Source organism: Ferruginibacter profundus (genome assembly GCF_054783275.1).
Genome location: NZ_BAAGQW010000001.1, coordinates 2000302 through 2027198, shown reverse-complemented (window position 1 = coordinate 2027198; position 26897 = coordinate 2000302). Strand labels below are relative to the sequence as shown.

Annotated in this window: 11 protein-coding genes and 1 tRNA gene; 9 read left to right on the top strand and 3 right to left on the bottom strand. The window is 39.5% G+C overall.

Annotated elements, in window-relative coordinates; genetic code table 11:
- Positions 1-93: 93 nt before the first annotated feature.
- Both ACYVM0_RS08575 and ACYVM0_RS08570 read left to right on the top strand, forming a co-directional pair.
- Complete coding sequence (locus tag ACYVM0_RS08575) at positions 94-2901, top strand: T9SS type A sorting domain-containing protein (protein WP_460555424.1); 2808 nt, start codon at positions 94-96, stop codon at positions 2899-2901.
- A gap of 203 nt (positions 2902-3104) precedes the next feature.
- Positions 3105-3572 (top strand): hypothetical protein, encoded by a 468-nt coding sequence (locus tag ACYVM0_RS08570; RefSeq protein ID WP_460555421.1) that lies wholly within the window; start codon positions 3105-3107, stop codon positions 3570-3572.
- 153 nt (positions 3573-3725) lie between these two features.
- Here the strand turns inward: ACYVM0_RS08570 and ACYVM0_RS08565 are convergent, their stop codons facing one another.
- Complete coding sequence (locus ACYVM0_RS08565) at positions 3726-4136, bottom strand: sensor histidine kinase (RefSeq protein ID WP_460555418.1); 411 nt, start codon at positions 4134-4136, stop codon at positions 3726-3728.
- A gap of 367 nt (positions 4137-4503) precedes the next feature.
- Between ACYVM0_RS08565 and ACYVM0_RS08560 the strand changes: the two genes are divergently transcribed.
- The 4 genes from ACYVM0_RS08560 to ACYVM0_RS08545 all read left to right on the top strand — a co-directional run bounded on the left by ACYVM0_RS08560 (position 4504) and on the right by ACYVM0_RS08545 (position 14694).
- Positions 4504-4836 (top strand): LytR/AlgR family response regulator transcription factor, encoded by a 333-nt coding sequence (locus tag ACYVM0_RS08560; RefSeq protein WP_460556312.1) that lies wholly within the window; start codon positions 4504-4506, stop codon positions 4834-4836.
- An 897-nt stretch (positions 4837-5733) separates the two neighbouring features.
- Complete coding sequence (locus ACYVM0_RS08555; protein WP_460555415.1) at positions 5734-9015, top strand: T9SS type A sorting domain-containing protein; 3282 nt, start codon at positions 5734-5736, stop codon at positions 9013-9015.
- A 516-nt stretch (positions 9016-9531) separates the two neighbouring features.
- On the top strand, positions 9532-12543 hold the full coding sequence (locus tag ACYVM0_RS08550) for a discoidin domain-containing protein (RefSeq protein ID WP_460555412.1): 3012 nt from the start codon (positions 9532-9534) through the stop codon (positions 12541-12543).
- 162 nt (positions 12544-12705) lie between these two features.
- Positions 12706-14694, top strand: coding sequence for a T9SS type A sorting domain-containing protein (locus ACYVM0_RS08545; RefSeq protein WP_460555409.1), 1989 nt, complete (start codon positions 12706-12708; stop codon positions 14692-14694).
- Between the two features lie 256 nt (positions 14695-14950).
- Here ACYVM0_RS08545 and ACYVM0_RS08540 read toward each other — a convergent pair whose 3' ends face one another.
- Entirely contained in the window at positions 14951-15589 is a 639-nt protein-coding gene (locus ACYVM0_RS08540; protein ID WP_460555406.1) for a response regulator, read from the bottom strand.
- Between the two features lie 609 nt (positions 15590-16198).
- On the opposite strand from ACYVM0_RS08540, the gene ACYVM0_RS08535 reads away from it, so the two are divergent.
- The 3 genes from ACYVM0_RS08535 (at position 16199) to ACYVM0_RS08525 (ending at position 26513) form a co-directional block, all read left to right on the top strand.
- Positions 16199-22264, top strand: a complete 6066-nt coding sequence (locus ACYVM0_RS08535) for a T9SS type A sorting domain-containing protein (protein WP_460555403.1) — start codon at positions 16199-16201, stop codon at positions 22262-22264.
- Positions 22265-22496: 232 nt separating this feature from the next.
- On the top strand, positions 22497-25004 hold the full coding sequence (locus ACYVM0_RS08530; protein WP_460555400.1) for a T9SS type A sorting domain-containing protein: 2508 nt from the start codon (positions 22497-22499) through the stop codon (positions 25002-25004).
- A gap of 567 nt (positions 25005-25571) precedes the next feature.
- Entirely contained in the window at positions 25572-26513 is a 942-nt protein-coding gene (locus ACYVM0_RS08525) for a T9SS type A sorting domain-containing protein (protein WP_460555397.1), read from the top strand.
- 210 nt (positions 26514-26723) lie between these two features.
- On the opposite strand, the gene ACYVM0_RS08520 is transcribed toward ACYVM0_RS08525, so the two are convergent.
- A tRNA-Leu gene (locus tag ACYVM0_RS08520) sits at positions 26724-26807 on the bottom strand.
- Positions 26808-26897 lie beyond the last annotated feature (90 nt).

The window sequence follows — 26897 nt, the reverse complement described above, 5'->3', positions numbered from 1 at the left end:
GTTACTGTTTTATAAAAGGTAAAAACTTTAATAGCCCTGCATATTGATATGCTGACTGGTAATAATAAAATTATTAATAACACATACAACTTTATGAAAAAGATTTACTTTACGGTATTTGCTGCCATTTTATTAATGGTAAAGGCTTTTGCACAATGCCCGGCAAGCATAAGCGTTACATCAACAAATGTAACCACGGCAACCTGTCCCAGCAATGGCGCATTTACCATAAATGCAACAGCAGGTACGGGAGCTACATACCAGATTACGGCAGGGCCCGCAGGCTATCCTTCGGCTTCACAAAGCAGCAGTACTTTTAGTGCGTTATTACCCGGTACGTATACGGTAAAAGTGGCCTGCCAGGCCAACCCCGCTATTTTTACTACTACTACTGTTACCATTCCCTCCACTTACGTACAGGTGGCAGCCAACTCGGTAGTGACTAATGTATGCGGTACAAATGCACCCGGAGGCACTATTACTACCACCGCTGCAGGCAGCAGTACCCCATTTACCTATGCTTACTGGCAGGGAGACCCTGCAGCACCCGAGAGCTCATTAACTTACGGAACTTCTAATACATACACGGCACCGGCATTCGGTACGTATAACATAAGAACTAAAGATGCCTGCGGTGTATTTGTAACACAAACGGTAACGGTAGCAAATCCGTACCCGGCCAATTTATGTATTGAAAGTATATTTTTAAGAAATGAAAATTTAACATGTGCAGAATTACAGGATTCTATTTGGAGTAACTTTATACTGAACGGGAACCTGCAACTTTCATCTTTACCCGCTGCTGGTATTGATGTAGATGTGTATCTAAATCCCGGTAGCTGTGCAAGTCCCGTACAAGGTACATTAGTAAGTACGCATCATTATGATAATACTTCGTGGGATCGTAGAATTAAGATACCCGTTGGCGTTAATTTATTATATGTAGTACGTACGCCATGTGGTGCATCATGTACTTATTGTTATACCTATGATCCGGCGAATTCTGCTTTTCTCCAAAACGTTTCCATGAGATCAAATGGATGCGTTGCTCCGGGGAACCCGATTACCTATTCAATAACTGTAAATCACAACGTATTTTATACTTATCCAATAACATGGCAAATAAAAAATAGTAGCGGAGTAGTGGTGGCTACTTTTACAGCTAATAGCGATGCCGACTTGCCACATAGCTTTAACGGTTTGCCTTCAGATAATTATACCTCTATAGCTACAGATGCCTGTGGGAATACTGCAAGTAATATTGTTACTCCATCGGCAGGTAATTTAAATGAACTTTATATCACTTATACAGGTTCAAATACCGGATGTACAAGTATTGAAGGAAGAACTACGCTTTCAATATATGTAGAAGGTGTAATGGCAAATTTTATGAATGCAGTGGCAACGATTATAGCTCCGAGCCCAAATTTGATTGGTGTTACAGCTTCAGATCCTACGGGCTACTTTACATGGCTAAACGTAATACCGGGGGCCACATATTATATAAAAATAGACAATGGCTGCGGTCAGTCTGACACCGTAACCGCAGTTGTGCCGACAAATATAAATGCTATATTGGTTCAGCATACCAATGCTACAGTGCAACAACTTTGCGGTGGCACCGGTAACATTATTGTTGATGCGGCTTATAATGGATGGGGTTCATTTAGTTATTCGATAACCAACAGCGCAGGTACTGTTGTTGGAACCGGTGCCCTGCCGGGCGGCACTTACAGTAATTTACCAGCGGGTACCTATACTATTACCACTACTGTAAATGGATGTGCTCCCGGGGTTTATACGTATTCCTCCCAGGTTACCATATTGCCTGGTGGCTCAGGGCCATCCATCATTAAAAAACTGGGCGTGGTTTGTGAAAATGCCGTAGGTACCCCTTTAGCTACCGGCAGTGCCATATTCTCATTTACAGGTGCACAGCCTTTAAAAGTAGAATATAAGTTAAGCTCACAACCAGATATTAATTATGTAACTTTTACCAACAATTCGGATGGAAGTGAAACTATTACAGGATTAGCGGCCAATACTTCTTACACTATAAGAATTACAGATGCCTGCGGTAATGCAGTAGTAACAGAAATTTCAATTGGCCAGTTAAGTCCTTTAAGCACAACATCTTCTTCACAACCTTGCGTGGGCAGCACCTATACGTTAAGTGTACCCGATATGGTAGATGCTACGTACACCTGGACGAAAAACGGGGTAACGATTTCCACTAGCCGGGAGATTATTTTTACAAGTTTTACAGCAGGAGACAATGGTACTTATACCTGTACTGTGGTAATTGCAGGCGGATGCGTAACACGTACAGTTACGGTAACCCTTAACTCGGCATTTTGCGGACAGGTTCTACCTATAAAACTGCTTGCTTTTACTGTACAAAAAATAGATAATAGTGCAAAAATTAACTGGAGTACCGAACAGGAAAGTAACAGCAGTTATTTTAATGTGGAAAGATCGGCAGATGGTAGTAACTGGATTACCATCGCAACTATTGGTGCGGCAGGCAACAGCGGTCAGCGTATAGATTACGGAGTTTATGATAACACACCGCTTACAGGCGTTAACTATTACCGTTTAAAAATGGTGGATAAAGATGGCAGGTATATTTATTCATCTATACAAACTGCATTGTTTAAAACTAAATATACTGTTGCGGTGGCGCCAAACCCGGCAAAGGATTTTATACATATTTATATAGCAAAAACGGGCAGCCAGGTTGCGGCTATTCAATTGCTGGATGCCGGTGGAAAATTGATATATAGTACAAAATCTTCACAAGCTCATCTGCAGATCAGCACATCAGGCATAGGCAAGGGGTTGTATTTTGTAAAAGTTGTTGATGCAGATAATGTAACGGTAATAAAAGTGCTGGTGGAGTAAAGTATATAAGCAGCAAAAAAGAAGAGCGGAAGGAAATAATAAAATATTTTCTTCCGTTTTTATTATGTCAGGATAATAATATTAAACAGGAAATTATATTCCTTAAGAGGCTTTTAACTTTTTACCCGTCAATATTATGCAACCGTTTTATACAACCGGCCGTCTTGGCAATTTTACACTTTAAATTATTTGATAAAAACTTTATGAAAAAAATCGTACTCTCAGTATTTACACTTCTTGTTATTGGTGCAGCAAGTGCACAAAACAAAACAGCAAACTCCAATACTTATAAAAACGCTATAGGCGTTAAGGTTTGGGATGGGGGAGGTGTGTCATTTAAACACTTTTTTGATTCAAAAAATGCAGGAGAATTAATTGGCTATTTCTGGGGTCATGGTGCCCGTATAACAGGTCTGTATGAGATTCACGGCGATATAGCAAATGCAGGCGGCCTTAAATGGTATATTGGCCCGGGTGCCCATGTTGGTGTGTATAATTCCAGCTATGGAGATGGCGCATTTTTTGGCGTAGATGGCGTGCTGGGCCTGGATTATAAACTTAAAAAAGCTCCTCTTAACTTTTCACTGGATTGGCAACCTTCTTTTGAATTTGGCGATAATCGCGGCTTTGCCGGCGGCTGGGGCGGTCTGGGAATCAGGTACACATTTTAGTTTGATATAGTTACAGTAAACCAGTAAATACATTACCGGCAGTACTGTAAGAGAAATCAGATGTTGAAGAAAGTTTATTCTCATGGTTGTTAATAGGCGGAGGAAAAATAATATAATTTTAACTCCGCTTTCTTTTTACTGCTGCAGTCAAAATCAGCCAACGTTAAAATTTCCTTTTATTGTAGTACCTGTGCCTGAAGTACTGTCAATTGTAAAATCCCCACCAATATCTTTTACCCTTTGGGTAATACTGTGTATTCCAATGCCATAAATTATTTTATCTTTCTCATACCCTTTGCCATTATCTGAAATAGTGAAATTGCATTTGCCATCATTAAACAAGATAGAGATCATCAACTCCGATGCGTTGGCATGTTTAATAACATTTGAAATACATTCTTTAATGATGTGATAAAGCTGGTCGTGCTGAATGGTAGTGAGGCTGGATTTTATTTTAACTTCATCTTGGTCAAGTTTTATTATCAGCAAATTTTTATCTGCAAATTTTTGCTGATCGCAAATTTTTAAAAACCCCTCCAGTATAGCTTCAGAGTAATGACTCACTGTCATTTTTTTCGGGGAATTAGTGCAGCAATTGAATGTAACTGCAAAAAATACCGGTATTATCAGCGCTATTAATTGTTTTGGATTTCACAAGACCAGGTTTGGGTAAAAAATATAATCAACTTGCCACCCTAAAATTATCAGAGAGGCACTACTCTAAACTATAGGATAAATTAAATAATTGCAACAGGCTTTTAAAAGGAGAGTATTCTTATTAAAAAGTGAACTAATAATTTTATTTAAACCTGTTGTTATGCAACCTGTTTTTCGGAAAAGAACTCTACAGGAAATAGTGGGACAATCTAACATAATTAGCGGTTACCGGCAACCGCTCAAAATAGTAATCTTGTATTTATAAAAGTTTAACATTCTAATTATCAGGAAAATAATTATTAATACCAGCGACAAAGTTCATGTATTAAATACCGCCGATATTGCTTACATAAAGGCAAAGTCATCGTATTCAATATTTGTGCTAACAAGTAAGGAAGAAGTGTTGTCATCTCAACCGATTGCCTTATACAGCAAATCACTTCAAAGTACTGGTTTTTACAGGGTGCATAAATCTTTTTTGGTTAATCTTAATCATATTGCCGAAATCATAAGGAGCGGGGACCTGGTTTTAACCGGCGGTACAGAGATACCTGTTGCAAAAGGGAATATTAAATCTGTGATAGAGGCACTTACAAAATTGCAGTAAAAAATGAAACCCTCGTTTGTATAAATAATTACGAAATACGATCTGGGGTAAGTATGTGAATGCTTTGGGGAAAAATTTAATATCCTTGTTAAAATCAAAGTCTGATGTTCACGCATGGGATACCCAGGCACAAAAGCAGCGGCTCTTCTTAAATAATAAGAAGGCCGCTTTGCTTTTTTATGAACACGGTAAATGATACGATCTTAAGCTGTAACATACCGGATTATTTATGGGGTTACCTGTTCCGGTTTTTAAATTTCAAGAGTATAAATACAGTAAAACAGCCTGGTGTTTTTACTGTATTTTTTTGTCTTATAAGATCAAAAGGTAGTCTTATGAAATAAAGAATAGTGTTCATGCAAAATGGTAAATGCTGTTCGATTTATTATCTAAGTTTGTTAAGCATTGATATAAATCAATATCAATTGCTGCCTCTAACCTTATTCTGCAAAAAGACATTCCGGTATTAAACCATCCTGATTTAATCGTGATAACCTGATTGGCAGCCTTACGGTAGCCCCCTATTTTTAGCGGGGAGTATTCTACAACATAGGGATGCGATGCCAGCCGGATTGTATCAATATTTGCAACGGTTTTTTTTATCAGGTAGTTGTATCGATAGACCAGAAAGACTATTACGAATAGCCGAAATCAGCCAGCTATCCTGCAATAAAACCCATATTCCAATTATCCCCTGAAATAATATTCCTGGTTATTTATTAACATCAGGATTTGATTAGCCTGGCTACTAAAATCGCTTTACCAGGATTTTTAAAGAGGGTGTAATTACTTATAGTTAGTTATGCAACTGGTTTTAAAGTATTCAGGTCTTAAGGAGAAAAGTAAAAAAGGCAATTTTTTATATAAACAATTTAAAATATTAAAAGCAATAAATAAATGGAACAAATCTACTTTAAATTGAAGCGAATTTTTGCAGTAGTACTGCTGTTGGGCGGAGGGGTTTTCTATAATGCAAACGCACAAACCGGTTACATTTATGTGCACAAAAAAGCATTGAATGAAACTGCAAGCATTGATTTCCCTTTCACTGTTTCGGGAGGCAGTACTGCTGTTGCTCCGTTTACTTTAAATGATCAGCCGCAACAATTGAGGGTTAAAGATATCGGGTCTTCACAAAACGGGAGATTATGGGCCATTGATGAAACAGGCAGTACACTTTATTATCGTGATGTTAATAGTAATACCTGGGTTCAGACCAGTATTACAAATGCCAGCCGTGTAGACGGAGATATGAATGGTACTGCAGTATATATTAATACTAGTGGTACCGTGTTCAGTACCAATGGCACTACTACCACACAAATTTCTGTTGCAGGGGCCTATTCCGGCACAGCAGATATAGGATCAGGCTGGGACGGTTTACCCTATGTTGCAGCAGGGGGAAACATTTATCGCTATAGCGGAACCGGTACCAACTGGAATTTAATTGCCAACAACCTGTCAGGTTCTTATGCTCCTTCTGCCATTGATGTAAATCCCTTAACAGGAGATGCTTATATAGCCGCAATAAATAATTCAAATGTTGTAAGTGCTTTTAAAGTTACAGCTGCCGGTGTGGTCACCAATATCGGGGCACCTGCAGGACTATTCAGTGGCGGCTCAAATACCCCTAGAGATATTGCAGTGAATGATAAAGGCGAAGTGTTTTTATCAGCAGTTTCAACCAGCTGGTATGTATTTAAATATAGCGGAGGTTCATGGTCTGCTGCAGAATTAACATCATTTGATGTGAGCAATTTAACAGGTGGCGTAGGCGGAGAATTATGGATAACCATGAACAGCGGTGGACAAAATTTTGGGCAGCCAACCGTTCCTTACTATAATATTTTTACAAGGGCAACTGACGGTACCAATATTTATTATATTGATGATGAGCGGGTGAGGACAACTGCAGGTAATTCGATACTGATACCCGTTACTGCAGGAACCTATACTATTACTGAAGCAGTGTCAGGCGGCTGGGACCTGCAAAATATCATTTTGAATGACCCCACAAATAACAGCAGTTCAAACCAGGTAGCGGGAACGGCTACCCTGGACGTAGCCGCCGGGGAAACTGTAAATGTGGTGTTTCAAAATGGAGAGTTGAATCCCGTGGCTATGACAAATGATTGTTCGGCGAGCTATTTGGAAACCTTTGGTACAGGTGCTGTGGGCAGTTTCGGATCATTGGTGCCGGGACAAACCAGCTATCATTTTTTGAGTAATGCGGTGAGGGCAGAAGATGGATACTGTAAAATCGTAAGTACAGCTTTCCCGGATTTTAATAATTGGCAGGCCAGTAATTTTTATGATCATACTTCCGGAAATGGCACCGGCAGAATGTATGCAGTAAATGCCGGTTATGATAAAGGTGAATTCTTCAGAAGAAGATTTACCGGCGTTATTCCCGGTGCAACATATAATTTTTCTGCCTGGGCAGCTAACCTTACTCCGGGAGGGAGCAATATCAGGCCTAATATTAAGTTTCAGGTACTGGATCATACTTCACAGGCTGTGTTAGCTACTTTTAATTCAGGAGATATCAGTACCGCCACATCGCAATGGATTCAGTACGGTTTTTCATTCACCGCAACTGCCAATGACATTGATCTGTTATTGTCAAATAATGCTGTTGGTGGTTCTGGTAACGACCTTGCGATTGATGATATTTCCTTCGCATTGATTCCGGTATCTACACCCGTTACTACAGTTGCAAATACTGGCTGTGGTACATCAGGAAGTATAACTGTAACAAGTCCTGTAGGAGCTTCATATGAATACAGCAAGGATGGTTTTGTCACAACTCCACAATCAAGTCCTGTTTTTAGTAATCTTGTGCCTGGTACCTATACCATCTCTGCAAGATTTGTTGGAACTCTAAATTGCATTACCAGTAAAGTTGATGTTATAAGTGCTACCATTTGCGGTAACATTTGGGATGATGCTAATGGGAATGCTGCTAACAGTGGCGAAAACCCGATAACCAGTGGCATATGGGTAAATTTAGTTGACCCTGTAACACATGCAGTGCTGCAATCGGTACAGGTAGATGCTTCGGGTAACTACAGTTTTACCGGGTTGCCCCAGAATACCAGTTATCAGGTTATACTTACTACAGCAAATCAAACCGGTAATCTGAATTTAACTACTTCTACAATTCCAACCGGTTTTGTAGCAACAGGAACTAATTTAAGTGGAGTTGCCAATACAACTAATAAAACGGGTGTGATAACTGTAAATACCGGTACCGGTGGTTTAACGCAGCAGAATTTTGGTATAGAAAAATTACCCGATACAGACCCTAAAACACAAACTGTTCCTTATCCAAACGGTGGAATTATTCCGGCAGGAACAGTAACTACCGCAGTTAGTGGTGCCGATTTTGAAGATGGCACATTGGGCAACAGCAATACTATTGTTATTACCAGTTTGCCTGCTAATGCCACTATGTATTATAATGGTGTTGCAGTAACTGCCGGCCAGCAGATAACGGGTTTTAATCCTGCATTGGTTTCATTTGGAGGCATAACCAACGGCTCTACATCAGTTGTTTTTAATTATGCCTTTATAGATGCAGCGGGTAAACAAGACCCTACGCCTGCCAGTTACACCTTAAATTGGCTAGGTGCCCTGCCGGTAATACTTGAAAGTTTTACTGCAACCAAAGAAAATGATAAAGTCAGATTATCGTGGAGAACATTAACAGAGCAGAACGTAAGTAAGTTTACAATTGAATATTCTAAAGACGGCAATACATTTACCGTAATTGCCGATGTTGCAGCAGCAGGCAACAGCAGTGCAGCGGTTAATTATAGCTGGCTGCATACCAATCCGGTTGCAGGCAATAATTATTACAGGCTTAAAATGACTGACCTTGACGGGAAGTATATATACATCAGTACCAATCTCATTAAAATAAGCAGGGCCGGAGAAGTGGCGATCACCGTATATCCTAACCCGGTTCATAATGCGCTGACTGTATCATTACCTAAACCAGGTACAGTAAATACAATGCTGCATATCTATAGTAGCGATGGAAAGCTGGTTTATACCAGGGCTACCGGTAATGCACAAACTATACCTGTACAGGTAAGTACATTGGCCAATGGTGTTTACTATATCAGGATAATTGAAAGTGGTAAAACACTGTATGATACAAAGTTTGTAAAACAATAATTTTTTCTATGATTGTAAAAATAGTTGCCTTCAGTTTTTTGGGGCAACTATTTTTTTACGGAAATAATTAACTGTTTTTTTTGAATAAAATACGATCAGTTTTTATGACAAAAAATAAACCAGGCAACTGCCAGTAAACTCTTACAGTCGGGCTTGTGATATTAGTTTCCGGAGCTATTGTGATGCAACCATTTTTGCAAAAAAACTATCTTTCAATAACTAAAGAAATATAGTTTTCCTGATAGAAAATATAATATTTAAATAACTATCCGATACCTGGTGAAAACAGTTTTCTAAAACTAAATAATTGATTTTTTGAAACAGTTTTTGTAATGATGTTACAGCCCCGTTGAATAGTTCTTTTTAGTACCAACGTACAAAAAAAACTTAGCTCAATATCCAATCTAAAATCCCAATCCATTCCTGTTGCCTGCATATTATTAATTGGCCTCAATCTATAATTATAAAATGCTGCTACAGGGAAAACTATACTTAAAAAAAATAAAATTTTATATTATGTTCGTCAATGCTACTACAAATTTTACAGCAAGATTTATTGTTATAACAGGTATGGTAATGGGGTTGTTATTTTTTAACAATAGCACCAGGGCACAGAACTGTAATACAGATGTAACAAATGGTATTGCTGCTGCCAGTATTGTAGCAAGTGCAGAAAATGCACCCGGGGAAGGAAAGGATATGGCCTTTGATAATATAATAACCACTAAATGGTATGCCGGCGTAACTCCGAGCGTTGCTAATCCTGTTTATATCCAGGTGGATCTGGGAACAGCACAGGTAGTTACCAATTATTCTATTACTTCGGCCAACGATGTTCAGTCAAGAGATCCTAAAGATTTTACACTTTCCGGTTCCAATAACGGGAGTAGTTTTACCGTATTAAGTACCAGGACCGGCGAAGTATTTGCTTCCCGGTTTTTGATGAAATACTACAGTTTTAGCAACAGTACAGCATATCGCTATTACAGGTTAAGTATTACTGCTAATTATGGAGGCGCTACTGCAACACAGCTTGCCGAAATACAATTGCTACCTACCAATAATTGCATAACAGGCAATGTGTATAATAATGCCGTTGGCGTGGGTTATCCCTCAATCCCGGTACTGGCAAGAACTACAGCCGGTACAGTTGCAAGTACAACAACAAATGCATCCGGGGCTTTTGCATTTACTACAGCAAATGCACCGGTTACAGATTATGCCATATTAATTCAACCTCCTACAGGTACATATTTTTATTCCGGACCCGGTATGAACTTTAATGCCAGTGTAATGTCTTCCGATATTTATAATTATTTTAAACAGGAAGCCTGGCCAACCGGTTCGTTTTTAAATGTAAATGGAGATGTAGATGCAATAACCAATAATTATTATACCATTGATAATACAGAAGGAACGAAAACCCCTGCAAGTTTAGACTGGGTGCTAAAGCCAACCGCTATTGTTGCCCCTACCTGTACTGTAGTTGCAACTACATTGGATGGAAGTGGTACTTTTGGTAATCTTTCTGTTGCTGATTACACCACGGAGCATGCCTTGCAACCTGGTTTTCATGCAGGGCCGATCCCTTTTGCAGGAGAGGCTCATCCTAATTTATTTAAATCAATAACTACAGGTTCATCAGGGTATATCAATGGAAATATCCTTTATAGTAACCGGGGATCATTGTACGACGAAGGCCGGTATAACATTACAAGCTTTTTGGGTACTATACAGGATGCAGCATTGATTTTTGGTCGTACAGAAACAGGAGCCAATGTTAACTCCACATTTAATTTGTTGAACGGGCATAACGGAGGCTGGCGTAAAACCTACGGACGTACTACCGGTGACGTATATGACTTATTTTTAGCTGCAAACGGACAAACCAGTGCCACAGGGAGTATTGTGGAGTTTACTGCAAATATTGGCACAACAGGCACAAAATACCTTAACTTTTATGGCAAGAATGCCAATTCGTTTGCACAAACGCAGAATTCAACGGCATACTCAAATGTAGAGGTGGTTTTCTCTGTATATAACAGCTCAAATGTATTGGTGACAAGCTCTACATTGGTATTGTCACCTGTAGCATCCGCCGCACAGGATAATCCAACCAGCCCCTGGGAAGGCAGAACATTTACTTTTACAGCGATTACTACAGGTACTTATACTTTCAAACTAACAGTACCTACTACAGCCCAGCAAGGGAATGATTTTTACCTGGACAATATTGAATTATCGGAGTGCCCGATTCAATACACTTTAACCGGCAAGGTTTGGGACGATGCTAATGGCAATGCGGTACAAAATACCGGGGAAAATACTATCCCTGTTATCAGCAGTTCACTTTATGTAAACCTGGTTGACGCCAATGGCTATATTGTTACCTCCGTAAAAGTTAATGCAGACGGAACTTATAGTATACCCATTCCTCAAAATATTACGGGCTATAAACTGGTATTGACTAGTGATCCTTCGTTAAATACAGCCTCTCTTCCTGCAGGAAGTGGCTGGGTCAATACAGGCGAAAGTGTCAATACACAAAATACCGCTACACAATCGGGACTTGTCGGAGTTATAGAATTAAATACCGCCACAAGTGATATTGCCGGACAGAATTTTGGTATAGAAAAACTACCGGATACCGATCCTAAAACACAGACAGTACCTTACCCAACCGGGGGAATAATTACTGCAGGTGCTATAACTACGGCTGTTAGCGGAACCGATTTTGAAGATGGAGCATTGGGTAACAGCAATACCATTGTTATTACAAGTTTACCTGCTAATGCCACTATGTATTATAATGGTGTTGCAGTTACAGCCGGCCAGCAGATAACGGGATTTAATCCTGCACTGCTTTCCTTTACAGGTATAACATTGGGTTCTACCTCGGTTGTTTTTAATTATGCATTTATTGATGCCGCAGGTAAACAAGACCCTACACCAGCAAGCTATACTTTAAACTGGCTGCAGCCATTACCTGTAACCCTGCAAGTGTTTACCGCCACTAAAGAAAATGATAAAGTAAAATTATCGTGGAGGACATTAACAGAACAAAACGTAAACAGGTTTACTATTGAATATTCTAAAGATGGCAATACATTTACCGCAATTGCCAACGTTGCAGCAGCAGGCAACAGCAGTATAGCAGTTGATTATACCTGGTTGCATTCTGATCCTGTTGCAGGCAATAATTACTACAGGCTTAAAATGATTGACCTTGACGGGAGGTACATATACAGTAATACCAATCTTATTAAAATAAACAGGGCTGGCGAAGTAGCGATCACTGTATATCCTAACCCGGTACATAATGAGCTGACTATAGTGTTACCCAAACCAGGTACAGTAAATACAATGCTGCATATCTATAGTAGCGATGGAAAGCTGGTTTATAACAGGGCTACCGGTAATGCACAAACTATACCTGTACAGGTAAGTACATTTACCAGCGGTGTTTACTATATCAGGATTAGTGAAAGTGGTAAAGCTTTGTATGATACAAGATTTATAAAACAATAATTTTTGTACTAAAGATAACAGGATGTTTTTTTCTGAGTGTGTAATAGTAGTTGTGTGCTAAAATTTGACAGGCTTAAGTTTGATTTTATAATTAATGAAACTAAAAACATTTATAATAAAAACAGTATTAAAATTTAACTCTGCCGTAATTAAAATGAACACATGAAAAAAAGACACACCAATAGCAAAAATAAAAAGGTGCGAAAATTATCTGAAATGGCGATTGCTGTTTTGGTATTTACTGCCATATTATTGTTTTCTCCTGATGTAGTAAAAGCACAAAATGTTTCCGGGTTTGGCTATACCTCGTATACAAGTGTTAATGCAGGTAACTGGACCTATGGAGCAGTTTCTAATCCTTTTACCGTTACTTATTCCGGTAATACATGGAATACTAAAGTAATAGCAACTTATGCTCCTGTTGCTACACCGGCGGCATTATCTAACTACACACAGCCTGGAACTATGTTGGAGTTGGGCGCATTATCTGTAACTACCCCTCCATCGGCGTTGTTTACTTTTACCTCAGTATTGCCAACAGGCGCCGTAATGTTTTTACAGGATATTGATGCCCTTGAGTCGTTCAGGATTGAGTTTTTGGATGCCTCGGGTGCATTGCTTAATCCGGCTGCAATTGGAACGTATAATTTGTCTAATCCTGCCCGTTCTGCAGTTACTTTTAACGCAACAAATATTACAGTAACTGCTGTGGATAATAATAATTATGCAGAATCTTTAAGTGACTTTGTTCTCAGCAGTGGGTTGGTAAAGCAGTTACGAATTACACAGATAGCCAGCACAGGAAGCGTGGCATCGGCTGGTACTGCGGAGTTCTATTTTGCTGCACCCCCGCTTACCAGCGTTAACGGTAATGTATTTAATGATCCTAATGGAGGTAATGTGGATAATAGTACCGGTAGTGCAAACTTAGTACCTGCAGGTATGTTTGCAAATTTGGTAAATTCATCGGGCATAGTAGTAGCTACCGTAACGGTAAATACTGATGGGACTTTTGCTTTTGTTAATGTTGCAGCCGGCACTTATACCGTAGTAGCGGGCACCACACAGGGAACAGTAGGTTCAGCGGCCCCTGCGGAATCCTGGCCATCAGGTTGGGTAAACACAGGAGATTTTAACGGTGTACCAAATACCGGCAATACTAATACCACACCCAATGTAAGCAGTAGTTTTACGGCTACTACAAGCAGTTTGGTAACTAATATAAATTTTGGCATTGAGCAACCGCCGTTACCTGTGGGAGGAACTGCAACGGCGGTGCCCAACCCGGGAGGTACAACACAGTCGGCGAATGAAGCAGGCTTATTTGGTGGTACCGATCCAAGTGGTGGTAGTATTACAAGTTTAAATATTACCGCTTTCCCGTCAAACGCAACAAGTATCAGTATTAACGGCGTACTTTATACTACATTAGCGGCAATACAGGCAGCCTACCCGTCTGGTATACCTACCAATGCGTCGGGGGTACCAACTGTGCCGGTTACAGTAGACCCAATTGATGGCGTAACGACAGTAATAATTTTATTTAATGTAACCGATAATGCAGGGGTAACATCTGCCTCTGTATCAAGTGTAAATATACCATTTGGATCAGCGTTACCTGTAACTCTTATAAGTTTTACGGCCAACCCCAAAGAAAATGATGTAGTGCTTAATTGGGTAGTTGCAATCGAAATAAATGTAGTTGCCTACGAAATAGAGTATAGTACAAACGGAATTGACTATACCAGGGTGAGTACCATACCAGCAACGGGTAGCGGCAATTATATATTTTTACATACTTCGCCAAATCAAGGTCTAAAGTATTACCGGTTAAGAATAATTGATAATAACGGTAGTAAAAGCTATAGCCAATCCATAAAAGTTAATGCAGTACTGACTGCCGGTGAAATTAAAGTCTATCCTGTTCCGGCGAAAACAAGTATCAATATCACAGTGCCAAAAGCAATGATAAATCAGTCAGCAGCCATCATGCTTTTTAATATGGATGGTAAAATGATTTACAGGAAAATCACATCGGCATTAAACCAAACAGAAGTAATTGATGTAAGTAAATTGCCTGCGGGAAATTATATTATACAGGTTGTAGCAGCAAATGAATTATTCAATGCGCAATTGCAGGTAATAAAATAGTTGAATTTGAAAATCTAAGCAACAGAAAGCTAACTTCGTTTATACGAGGTTAGCTTTTTTATTGCCCAAACCGTTTGCAGTAGTCACAATAGTGAGTAGCTATGGCAGGTATTATAAATAGCTTACAGCAAATTTACCAGCCACGGGTATTTACTACATCAGCATAATAAAAGTGGGCAACAAATTGTGTTATAAGCTGAAATGGTTGCCTGTTGAATTATTAAGAGGCATTTTTACTATTGGTAACTGCCGGGAATTAATTAAGGTTATTTTCATAAGCATATTTTACTAATTCAATGGCAGTGTGAACGTTTAATTTTTTCATTATGTTTCTGCGATGAGCTATTACTGTAAATGAGCTGATAAAAAGTATTTCACTGATTTTATCCACTTTATATCCCTGTGCTATTAACTTCAAAACAACAAGTTCTTTAGCTGTTAAATTGGTTTGGGGAGGAAAAAAAAGACTGTTGGCCAATTTGCTGTTTAAATCTGAACTCACATACTTGTCTCCGGCATAAGTTCTTTCAAGAGCAAGATTTAGTTCAAATACGCTTACAGATTTACTGATGTATCCATCTACTCCCCAGGTGAAACATTCTTTTACTCTATTTATTTCAGAAATAGTACTTACAATAATTATAGTTAAATACGGGTACTTTTTTCTGCAAGTAGTTATAAATTCTTTGGTATCAATACCGGGCATCTGTAAATCGATAAACAGAACATTGTAATTATTTGCCTGTAGTTCATTCATCGCCCTTTCTGTATTGGTAAAATGAAGGGTGTTATTAAAAGCCATGGACTTGAGTATCATTGCGAACCCCTGTCCAAAAAGTTCGTGATCGTCAACGATAATTCCATTAAATGAGCTTAAGTCTAAGGCGTTCGTCATAAAATATTGCTTTGCATTAAAAAAAGTAAATTGATTTATTACCGGGTATATTTTTACATAAAAATGAACCTGTACATCCCGGTAAAATATGTAGCAAATATCCCAATAGATGTAATCTGATGCAACTGACATTTTTTTATAATTTACCCGCTAAAAATTAGGGGTATAACGGCTTTTTCTCAAAAAAATAGAAACGAATCCCCATAAGAGATTTTAAAAAAATCATACTCCTGTATAATAAAAATATATCACGGATCTGCTCATTAATCAGGCTCCATAAAACTTTTAAAATATTATTATTCAGTCAATTATGTGTTTCCTGGACTATGTGCAGTAATAATACGGCTGTGATTGTAGCCTGAACAGACTAGTACAGCTGGCTGTTTAATCTACCTGTTGCACCGGTTGAAACTATAAAAAACGTCAATCCAGTCTATTTTTTTCGGGGATTGTTTTATTCACTTTTGCATGGTAGTACTACCCAGATTTTGATAGCTCAAAATTGCACAAAAATTAAGTCTGAATACCTTTTGAAAAACCATTTTTTTTAAACGCTACACAGTATCCTTTTAAAAAACAGCGCTTAAAGAAATACAAAAAAAAAGAAAAATGAAAAGAACAACTACAAAGAAAAAAATCCAGCTTTTAACAGTATTGATATTGCTGCTGGTAAATTACAATTTTGCACAGGCGCCCGGTGGCGTATCTTCTCCTGCTGCAAATGTTCCCGGAATGCGGTACGAACTTTATAATGGTGCCACAACAGTAGCAAATCTGTCTGCCGCCAGTTATGGTACTTTAAAGCAAACAGGGTACACCAGTTCGTTATATGATTTTGACGACAGGTTTGCAAGTGAACTGGCCAATAATTTTACCCTGGTAGGTAAGGCCGGGTTTACAATTACTGCAGCCGGAAGTTATTCCTTCAGCATGAACGCACCTTCTTTAAATGATGCGGCTATCATTTTAATAGATGGCACAACTGAAGTGTACAGGGGAAATAACTCTGCTGCATTGGGTACAGTAGCTACTACCATTACTCCAACGGTATTGAGCGCCGGAACGCATACGATTGAAATACGTTTTACTGATAATGGCAATGGCGTTACCTGCGAACCAGTTTGGAAAGGTAATGCCGCAGGTCTTGATGCCGGCACTTCGTATGTTCAAATGCCAGATAGTAAATTTATGCTTACCAATGCCACTTTGGGTACATGGCACAAAGCAGACGCCGGCATTGCGGTTGCAAACGGAGGTACAGTCACTACGTGGGCTGACCAGTCTTCAAATACATCTAAAACAGATATGACCACTGCTGTGGGTACGGGACCAACTTACCGCAGTACCACCACCGGCCTTTTTAATTTTAACCCTACTTTGCAATTTGCCAATAACGGGGCTTTACTTAGCAATGATGATGCTTATAATTTAGCTTATGCCACACAAGGCAGAACAACTTTTGTGGTTTCATCCAGTGCTAATACAACTGATGTGGGAAATATGTTATCCTATGGCAGAGATAACGGAACTTCAACAACTGCATTTATTTCGCAAAGCGGAGGCACTCTGAACAGCGGATTAGGCGGAGGCACTAACGTAAATACAAACAATATTTTCTTAGTGGCTAATCAGCCTGTATTATCAGTAATGAAATACCAGAATACATCAATTACAGCTTCAAATAATAATTCGCAGTATGTAAACGGTTATCTACGCGGTACCACAACACAGACCGCTGCAGGTATTGAGATAAATGATAACCAGGATTATTTTATCGGCTCCTTTGTTGATAATACTGCCACAACGGATTATTTAGAAGGGAATATTGCAGAGGTAATTAATTATCCATGGGATTTGTCAAATACTGAAAGAAATAAAGTGGAGTCTTATCTTGCCGTTAAGTATGGCATCACATTAGGCAATGCCTCCAATTTAATTAATTATACCAACTCAGCCGGTACAACTACATGGCCCGCAGATGCGGTTTTTCAAAATAATATAGTAGGTATAGCGAGGGATGATGCTTCGGCATTAAATCAAAAGCAATCGCAAAGTCAGAATCAGGGTACAAGCTTAATCGTTAGTAATGGTACAGCGGGTTTTGCGGCTACAAATGATGTCAATGGCAATAACTTTAGTGCTAACCTGCAATCGCTTATAATGGGCGATAATAATTTAAGTACTTCAATTAATGTAAATGTTTCGGGCACTATGTATAGAATGGCCGAAGCGTGGAAGGTACAGGATGCAGGGGGCGTAGCTACTGTTACACTAGCTTACCCGGTAACCGCATTTAGCAGTGTTGCAAATCCCCGGCTTATTTATGCTAATAATTCAGGCTTTTCGGGTTACGGGCTTATTGCCAATTCGGGTACAGCAATAATAAATGGCGTATCATGTTATCTTTTTTATTACGATTTCAGTGATAATGCTACCACTTATTTTAGTTTTGGAGGTACTGCTACCGCACCGGGAGGTGTATTTGCACCAGCTGCAAGTGTTAACGGTATGAAGTATGAAATATACAATGGTGTTGTGGCTGACCGGGCCACGATTATTGCCGGTACTTATGGCAGTTTAAAACAAGTGGGTTATACCAACACGATGTATAACTTTAATACAGTTCTCCAGGGTTCCGGTTCAAGCTCAGAGTTTGCCACGGGTAATTTTACAGTAGTGGGTAAAGGCAGCTTAATAATAAATAATGCAGGGGCCTACCAATTCCAGATGCAGAATATTGATGATTATGGCGCCATATTTATTGACGGAAATCTTGCGTATGCCGATGAATTTGGGGGGGCAGCAGCAACAATTAATACTCAAAACCTTGCAGCTGGAACGCATAGTATAGAGATACGTTTTAGCGGCGGGGCACTTCCAAATCTTTGCCAGCCTCAATGGAAAGGGAATACTGCCGGTTTAGATGCCGGTACCGGTTTTGCCCAAATACCCGATAATAAATTATTTATGGACCCGTTGCTGGGTACCTGGCACAAAGCAGATGCCGGCGTTACCGGTAGTGAAGGTGCAGCAGCCAGTGCCTGGGCAGATCAATCCACCAACAGTAATCTTACCAATCTTACGGCAGGGGGAACTTCACCCATTTACCGTACAGGCACCAACCTGCAAAATTTTAATCCAACTATCGAATTTGGCGGGTCGGGTAATCTTGAATCTGCAGACGATGCCAACAACCTGCCTTATGCCCAACAGGGTACTACCAGTTTTGCCGTGGCTTCAAGATTAAGCCTTGCAACAGGTTCAGCAGATGTTATAACCTCCTACGGGGATGATTTTGGAACAGCTACTATGAATTTTATAAGCCAGGTAAATAATAAACTAAGATCAGGTAGTAACAACTATCCGGCTACAGCAGTACAAAGCCCGGCTGATGTATTTACTACTATTAAAAAGCCGGTAATCGCTGTTCAGGATTATCAGAATAATAACCTGGTAACTACATTAAACAACAGCCAATTTGTTAATGGCGCATCATCTGCTACCGCCATTACTGATGCCGGAACAAACAGGTATTTAAATGACAATAATGATTTTTATATCGGAAGCCAGGTTGACGGGCCAAATGGCTGGAATGGTGCTATCTCAGAAGTAATCACCTATCCGTGGCCGTTAAGTGCTACAGAAAAATTAAGGGTAAACTCTTACCTGGGTATAAAATATGGTATTACGCTGGCAGCAGGTACAAGCAGCTATGTATTTTCGGATGCAGGAGCAACCAATGATATGTGGACACCCGCAAACAATGCAGGTTATATCAATGATATTGCCGGTATCAGCCGTGATGATGCTTCGGGACTATACCAAAAACAATCTCAAAGTGTAAATGATAATGCATTTGTAACATTGGGGCTTAGTACTATTGCAATAAGCAATGCAGCAAATACCAATACCATAGCTTCAGATAAATCATCTTTAGTATGGAGCGCCAACCAGGCTGCTGCACCTGTACTTACAGATAATGCTAATTATAGTGTTTCTGTACAAGGCTTTAATACTATACTGGATAAAAAATGGAAAGTACAACTTTCCGGTTCAGGGCTTGCAGGTAAAACTATACGTGTAGGTATTGCTGCCACCAATGGTGTAATACCTGCATCAGAAAGTTATTTAATAGTAAGTACTACCGGTGCATTTAATGCCGCTAATGAAACTTATTATCCTTTAGCAACCAATGGCAGTTATTTATATGCAGATGTTTCCACCGGCGTTTTGTCCAATGCAACCTATTTTACTTTCGGGCATAAAATAATTGCACCAGGTGGTGTTACAGCTAACCTTAGTGTATGGCTGAGTGCAGATTCAAACTATGTTGCCGGGGCAACAGATACGTGGACAGCCAGGAATGCAACCGGTTATAAAGTACAACAGGCTACCGCATCTAAAAAGCCGGTATTCAATACCGTTAGTAATGCTTTTAATTTTAACCCCGTGGTTACTTTTGACGGATCGAACGATGAGCTTATAAGTGCAGCCGGCAATATTCCGCTTAGTGCAATTACAACTACTTCAGGTGATGCGCCTTCTTCACAATTCGTAGTATATAATTCATCTTCAACAAGTGGTGTACCCGTATACAATTATGCTTCAAACTCGGGTGGCATATATGCTGCTACCTATACTGATGCCGGTACTTTTTATATTCAGCAAAATACGGTTACAGCTGCTACTGCTGTTGCTAATAAGGTAACATTGGCTTCTATGGCCGGTGCAAGAAATACAGCTACTGGTCAGAAAGGTTTAAATGGTAATATGAGTACAGCGACTTTTGGCAATTCGGGCACCTATTTAACATCCGATCAATTATTGAACGTTGGTTCGGGCGGTGGCGCTAATTATTTGCCGGGAAGTATTGGTGAAATAATTCTCTACAATAACCCGGTTAGTATACCCAACAATGTGCAAAGGATAAATTCTTACCTGGCGCTTAAATATGGTATTACGCAAGGCAGTACTGCAAGCCCATTAGATTATGTAAACACAAGGGCAACAACAGTGTGGACAGGCAGTACTACTTACCAGAATAATGTTGCCGGTATAGGCCGTGATGATAACGAGGCATTAATACAAAAACAAAGCCGTAGTGTAAACACACCAGTAACCAGCCAGGTAACTATTGGCTTAGGTACTATTGCAACTACTAACACAGGTAACAGCAATGTATTTGCTAATGATTTAAGCTATCTTGTTTGGGGCGATAACGGACAAACCAATACATTAGGTGCAGACATAACAGCACTTACTGCTCCTGCATTTGTGTATAATGCACCCAGTATGAATAACAGAATGCAGCGTGTATGGAAGACCGTGGCCACTAATTTTACCCAACCGGTAAAAATAAGTGTTGATGGTGCAGGTATAATTGGTACAGTATCTCTTGCAGGCTCCTGCACAAAATTGTGCATGGTTACAGCAAGCGATGCAGCATTTACCACAAATGTTACCACAACAATTCTTACAGTAGAAGGATCAAACTATGTTTGTAATACCGTATTTCCTGCAGGTACCTCTTATTTTTCATTTGCAAGAGTGCAGATAAAACCAGAGGGTAATGTTTACCTGCCTGTTGCTGCTGCTACAGCAGTACCTGTATACAGCGGTTGCCCGCAGGAAGGGTGGCAGTATTACTATTCTGATGGTACTGCAGCAAGTGGTACTACAGGTTTAAGCCTTGGTGATGGTACAAAGAAAATTTTTGCACTGTATGCCAATGGAAATGCCATTCCAACAAATCTTACAGGAAATGTAACTTACCAGGCAGCTCCTTACAGTGTAAGCAACGGAGCTACAAGTACTGTGAATATTATGGGACGTTTGCTTACAATAACAGATCCTACCGCAGGTACATATACTGCAGGTGGCGGAATGAAAGTAAGGGTGTTTTATGATCCGGCAGAATTAAGTGCTTCACTTGTGCCGGCACCTGTAGTAAGCCAGAAGTGGTTTAAATTTGAAGGAGATGCTGCTGCTGCTATTGCTGCCAATACAGGATCAACAATTACCGGGGCCGCTTTTTATACAGGCTTAACTACCGGTACCGAAGATGGAATTAGTTATGTGGAATATACAGGCATTCAAAACTTCTCCACGTTTGGTTTTGCAAGTAATAATGGCGCATCAAATCCGCTACCGATTGTTTTAAATGAGTTTGCAGCAGGGGTAAAGGATTGTAAAGTGATACTTAACTGGAAGAGTGCTGCTGAACCCGGCTCAAGCCTGTATGAAGCAGAGTATAGTAAAGACGGTGTGAATTTTAGTACTATTGCACAGGTGGCAGCAAAAGGAGATAACAGCAGTTATCAATATGCATATCCTGCACCCGCCGGCAGGTCTTACTATCGCATTAAACTTTTAAGTTCAGATATTGCTACTCCAAAATACAGCCAAACGGTAACGGTTAACGCAAATTGTAATACTGCCAATATTATTATTTTCCCTAACCCTGTAAGCACTGCAGTACATATCAGCCTGAGCAATTATACTGGTAAAGTATCCGGACAATTGTTTAATAGCCAGGGACAGTTAGTGCAGAACATAAGTTTAATTAATGGTACTAATACCATTAATTGTGAGCACCTGGCAACTGGTATATATAACTTACGTGTTACCAATGGAAACGCAGGCAGTGAAGTTTATAAAATCCAGGTGATTCATTAATTTATTAATAAAGTCAGAATAGCCAAGCAGAAAGGAGTCGCCGGTAAAATGGCGGCTCTTTTTATTGGGTAAGTATATATTGCAATTGCATCAGGTAACATACGCAAAGTATTCGTTTTACTATCCGCTGATAAAAATAAGCAGGAACAAAAAGGTAGTTGCTGAGTACACAAAGAGGTAGTGAAGGGAGTAAAAGCCCTGTTTACTTTTGTTTTGAATTAAAAAAAACAAAATGACTTTAAACCCAATCCCATGCTTACCCAAAAAACTCACCATTCGCATTTTTTTTGCGATGGTGAGTTTTTTATTTGGCAATGTTGCCATTGCCCAAAACACCGTTAGCGGTACTGTTTATAATGATTTAGATGGAAGTGCCAAGGGGACTTTTTCTAATATACAAACAGGAACAGAAACGGGTACCAATGCCAATGGTACATTAAATGTGTATGTGGTAACCTTATTGGATATTATTGTAGCTAAAGCTTCAGTTGCGCCTGACGGTACTTATATTTCTTCTCCTTTCAGTTCCCTTCTTACCCTTAATGTGTACCTGGTTTTAGATACGGTGTCAAGAAATGTCGGGGATAATATCGGTACTTATTCAACCATTAAGATGCCTGCTGCATGGACAAATACATCACCTTACATGACGGCAGATATGCCCACTCTGGGAGCTGATATTGTAAACCAGAATTTTGGTATTCAAAAAAACGGATTTCTTACTATTCCTGATTTTTCTCTTTGTGCCGCATCAGATTCATTATTTACCTGGTACTTCAGAGGTAGCAGAACCACCCTGGCAAACGGAACAACAATAGTAGAAAGTTCGGGTACCAGTGCAAAGGTTCCGTTCTTAAAAGTAACAGCAAGATATTTTACCAATAATGTTTCTTACAGTGTAAGCCCGGATATTTACGCACCTGCAAACTATACCGTTGCAGGTGCAGGAGGAGGACAACCTATTCCAACGACCCTGGAGTATAAAAATCCTGTGTTGGAAATAGGAGGTTCGTCTGCTGCTAACGGTATTAATAATGATTCAATAGGTATAAGTGTGGCATTTAAAAATACCAATGGCCAAAAAATGTACATTCAGAAATTAAATAACGCTGTATTGGACCTGGATACCTATGAAAGTTTAAAAGTGATAGGATACAATAATGGAGCAGAAGTAAAGCCTGTTATTTATGTAAGTAACGGGTATGCTGATAATACTACTAATGACATGCGTTCTTTTTATATGGGTAACAAGGCGTGGATTTTTGACGTGTCCAGTGGTTTCCAGGCGTCAGGGCCATGTAATGCCTGGTGCGATTATAACTATAATGCTGTTGCTATAATGGAATTTCCTACCGCCGTGGATAGTATTTTTTATACGGCAAGAATTACTGAACCTACCGGCAACAGGGGGTATATATCCACTAGCGTGGGAACTAATGAAATCACCGGATTTAAATACTGTCCGGTAACCATCCAGGGTAAGTTGTGGGACGATGCCAACGGAAACGGAATTACAGATGGTGCTGAAATCAATGTATTGAACAGTGGTTACTATATTAATTTGCTTGACGAGTATGGAAAAGTCTTAGCTACCACTCCAATTCTGGCAGATGGTACTTACATATTTGCCAGCTTTCCACAACTTGCTACAACTACCAATATGAAACTACAGGTTTCTGCCACACAAGGTACAATCGGTGCTTTGCCACCAGCTACCGGTGTGCCTAACGGGTATGTATCCGTTTCTGAAAACCAGGCAGGTGTAACTCCGGAAACAGGCGCTTTAGCAAACAAGGAAATAATATTGCCGTTATTGCTGGGCTCAAATTTAAGCAGCTACGATTTTGGCATAGAAAAATTACCGGATACTGATCCGAAAATTCAGGCAGTTTCTTATCCAGCCGGGGGCATAATTCCTGCAGGTACGGTAACCAATGCCGTTAGTGGCAGTGATTTTGAAGATGGAACTTTGGGTAACAGTAACACCATTGCAATTACTAATCTGCCTGCTAATGCTATGATGTTGTATAATGGTGTTGCTATAGCTGCCGGGCAGCAGATCACAGGTTTCAATCCTGCACTGGTTTCGTTTACAGGTATAACCTTGGGTTCTACCTCAGTTTTTTTTAACTATGCCTTTATAGATGCGGCAGGTAAACAAGACCCTACACCTGCCGGTTATACTTTAAACTGGTTGCAGCCGCTTCCTGTAACGCTTGAAATTTTTACAGCAACCAAAGAAAATGATAATGTACGAGTAATGTGGAAAACTTTGACAGAGCAAAACCTGGACAGGTTTGTTATAGAGTATTCAAAAGATGGCAGAACATTTACTTCCATGGCAACAGTAACGGCAACAGGCAATAGCAGCATACCTGCTAACTATTCATGGTTGCATACCAACGCTGTTGCAGGCAATAATTATTACAGGCTTAAAATTATTGATATAAATGAAAGGTATGTATACAGCAACCTCAGCCTTATAAAAATCAGTAATGCAGGCGGGCCGGCTATTACGGTTTATCCTAACCCTGTACAGAATATATTGACAATTGTATTGCCCCGGAACTGCAATGCAAACACTATGGTAAATGTATTTAGCAGTAACGGCAAATTGGTGTACACAAAAACTACCGGAAATGGACAGAGTATATCTATGCCGGTAAGTGAATTGGCAAGCGGGGTTTATTATGTGAGGATAGCAGGGGAGAAAGGAGGAACAACATTTTTAAAAAAATAACTGCATTGTAATTTAAAAATACTGCCGGAAAACGGGCGGCATTTTACAAACGACCAGAGTGCTTAACAAGTGTTAAGCACTTTTTTAGTAATCAAGGTACAATTCCGGTATGGCAAAGGGGAGATGCTTGTTGGTTGTTTACCGCAGTCATTTAAAATCGGTAAACCGCTAAAAATTGATATATTACTGAATTGGATAACTAGAGTAATGCGTACCCGAAAATTTCCTAAGGTAAATTAGTGGTTAATTATTCAGAAAGAATATAAGTTATTCAATAAAAATCATGTTTTTAAAATTGGCTCTGAATGAAGCCAGTAAAATATTTTGGTAAAATAAATCTTTTATGTTATTTTCATATTCAATCAGCGTTGTTTCTCAATGGCCTTATGGTAGTCTTTCATAAGCAGCCGAATAAACCTTACAAGAGTTGGTAGTACATTACCAACTTCCTCCTTAAAACCTTTTTTGTTTTGTTTAATTACAATACTGCTCCTTTGAGTTTAGTGTTGTTATTGATCATAAGGTAAACTAATGCCAAATCGATTTCATTATTTTAAAAATTCTGTTATGAAGAAGGCGCTACTGTTTTTTTTACTGTCCTTTGCCGCAGGGATAAGTTATGCGGTTACGTATACAGCAATAACTAATGGTAATTTTGAAGCGGCTTCAACATGGAGCCCTGCAGGAGGACCACCAGGTGCAGGAGATAATGTAATAATTCCTTCCGGAATTACTGTTACGGTTACAGCCAATAATACAGCTCAATTAAGCGGTTTAAATCTTTTTGGTACATTAACATTTGCCGTTGGGGCCAAACTGGGTTTTTCTGCCCTTGCCATTATCCAGGTTAATGCAGGGGGTGTTATTAACGGCGGAAATCCGGGGTCCCAGATTGTGTTTCCTGCAGCCACTTATAGCGGGCCCTTCAATAGCTTTGGTCCCGTTTATTATACAAATAATGGCGCTGCGGGAGGTACATTAGCCGTAACCGTAAGTGCATTTGCCTTTGAGATGATAAATGAAGGCGTGAAATTATCCTGGAAAGCCGAAAATGAAACGGATATTGCAGTTTATGAAATTCAATGGAGCGCAACCGGGCTTAATAATTGGCTAACGATCTTTACACAAAAAGCCGCTAACCTGAATACAATCGAAAATTACTGTTTTATACAGCAAAATAGTTCTCCCGGAATAAATTACTATCGCCTGAAAATAGTAGAAAAAAGTGGCCGCTATTCTTATTCTGCTATTGTAAAAGCAAATGTACCCGGGAATAGAAAATTCGAGGTTAGCCCCTCCGTTACAACAGGTACTTTAACCTGTTATATGGCATCTTCAACCCCCGGGTCAATAAGAATAACTGATATATCAGGAAAGATTGTACGAAAAGTGGAAAATATTGGTTCGGCCAAATATACATTGCAATTATATGATATTCCGCCGGGTATTTATTTTATTTCATTAATACAGAACAACAGCATCACTACGGCGAAATTTATAAAGAACTAAGCCAGGCATAGGTATTACATGTAATGCTTAAAAGGGCGGGGCCAATGGCTTGTTATCTGCTATTCGCTAAAGGAATCCTGTTTGATAAAAAAGCATTGTTCGAACTGAAAGAACAAAAATTTTATTTGCCATAATCCCTTCACCGGTAAAGGTATTGTTCCAAAAAAAAGAAAGGTAATCTTCATGAAGATTACCTTAACTCTGATTTAGTGACCGAGACTGGATTCGAACCAGCACGCCGTTTCCAGCGCCACCACCTCAAGGTGGTGCGTCTACCAATTTCGCCACCCGGCCATGGTATTTATATTGACTTTAGAAATTCTTTTCCAATGCCAGATTTCAAATATTTCTCTCTCTTTCTAGCTTCAGCCCTCGTTTTAAATT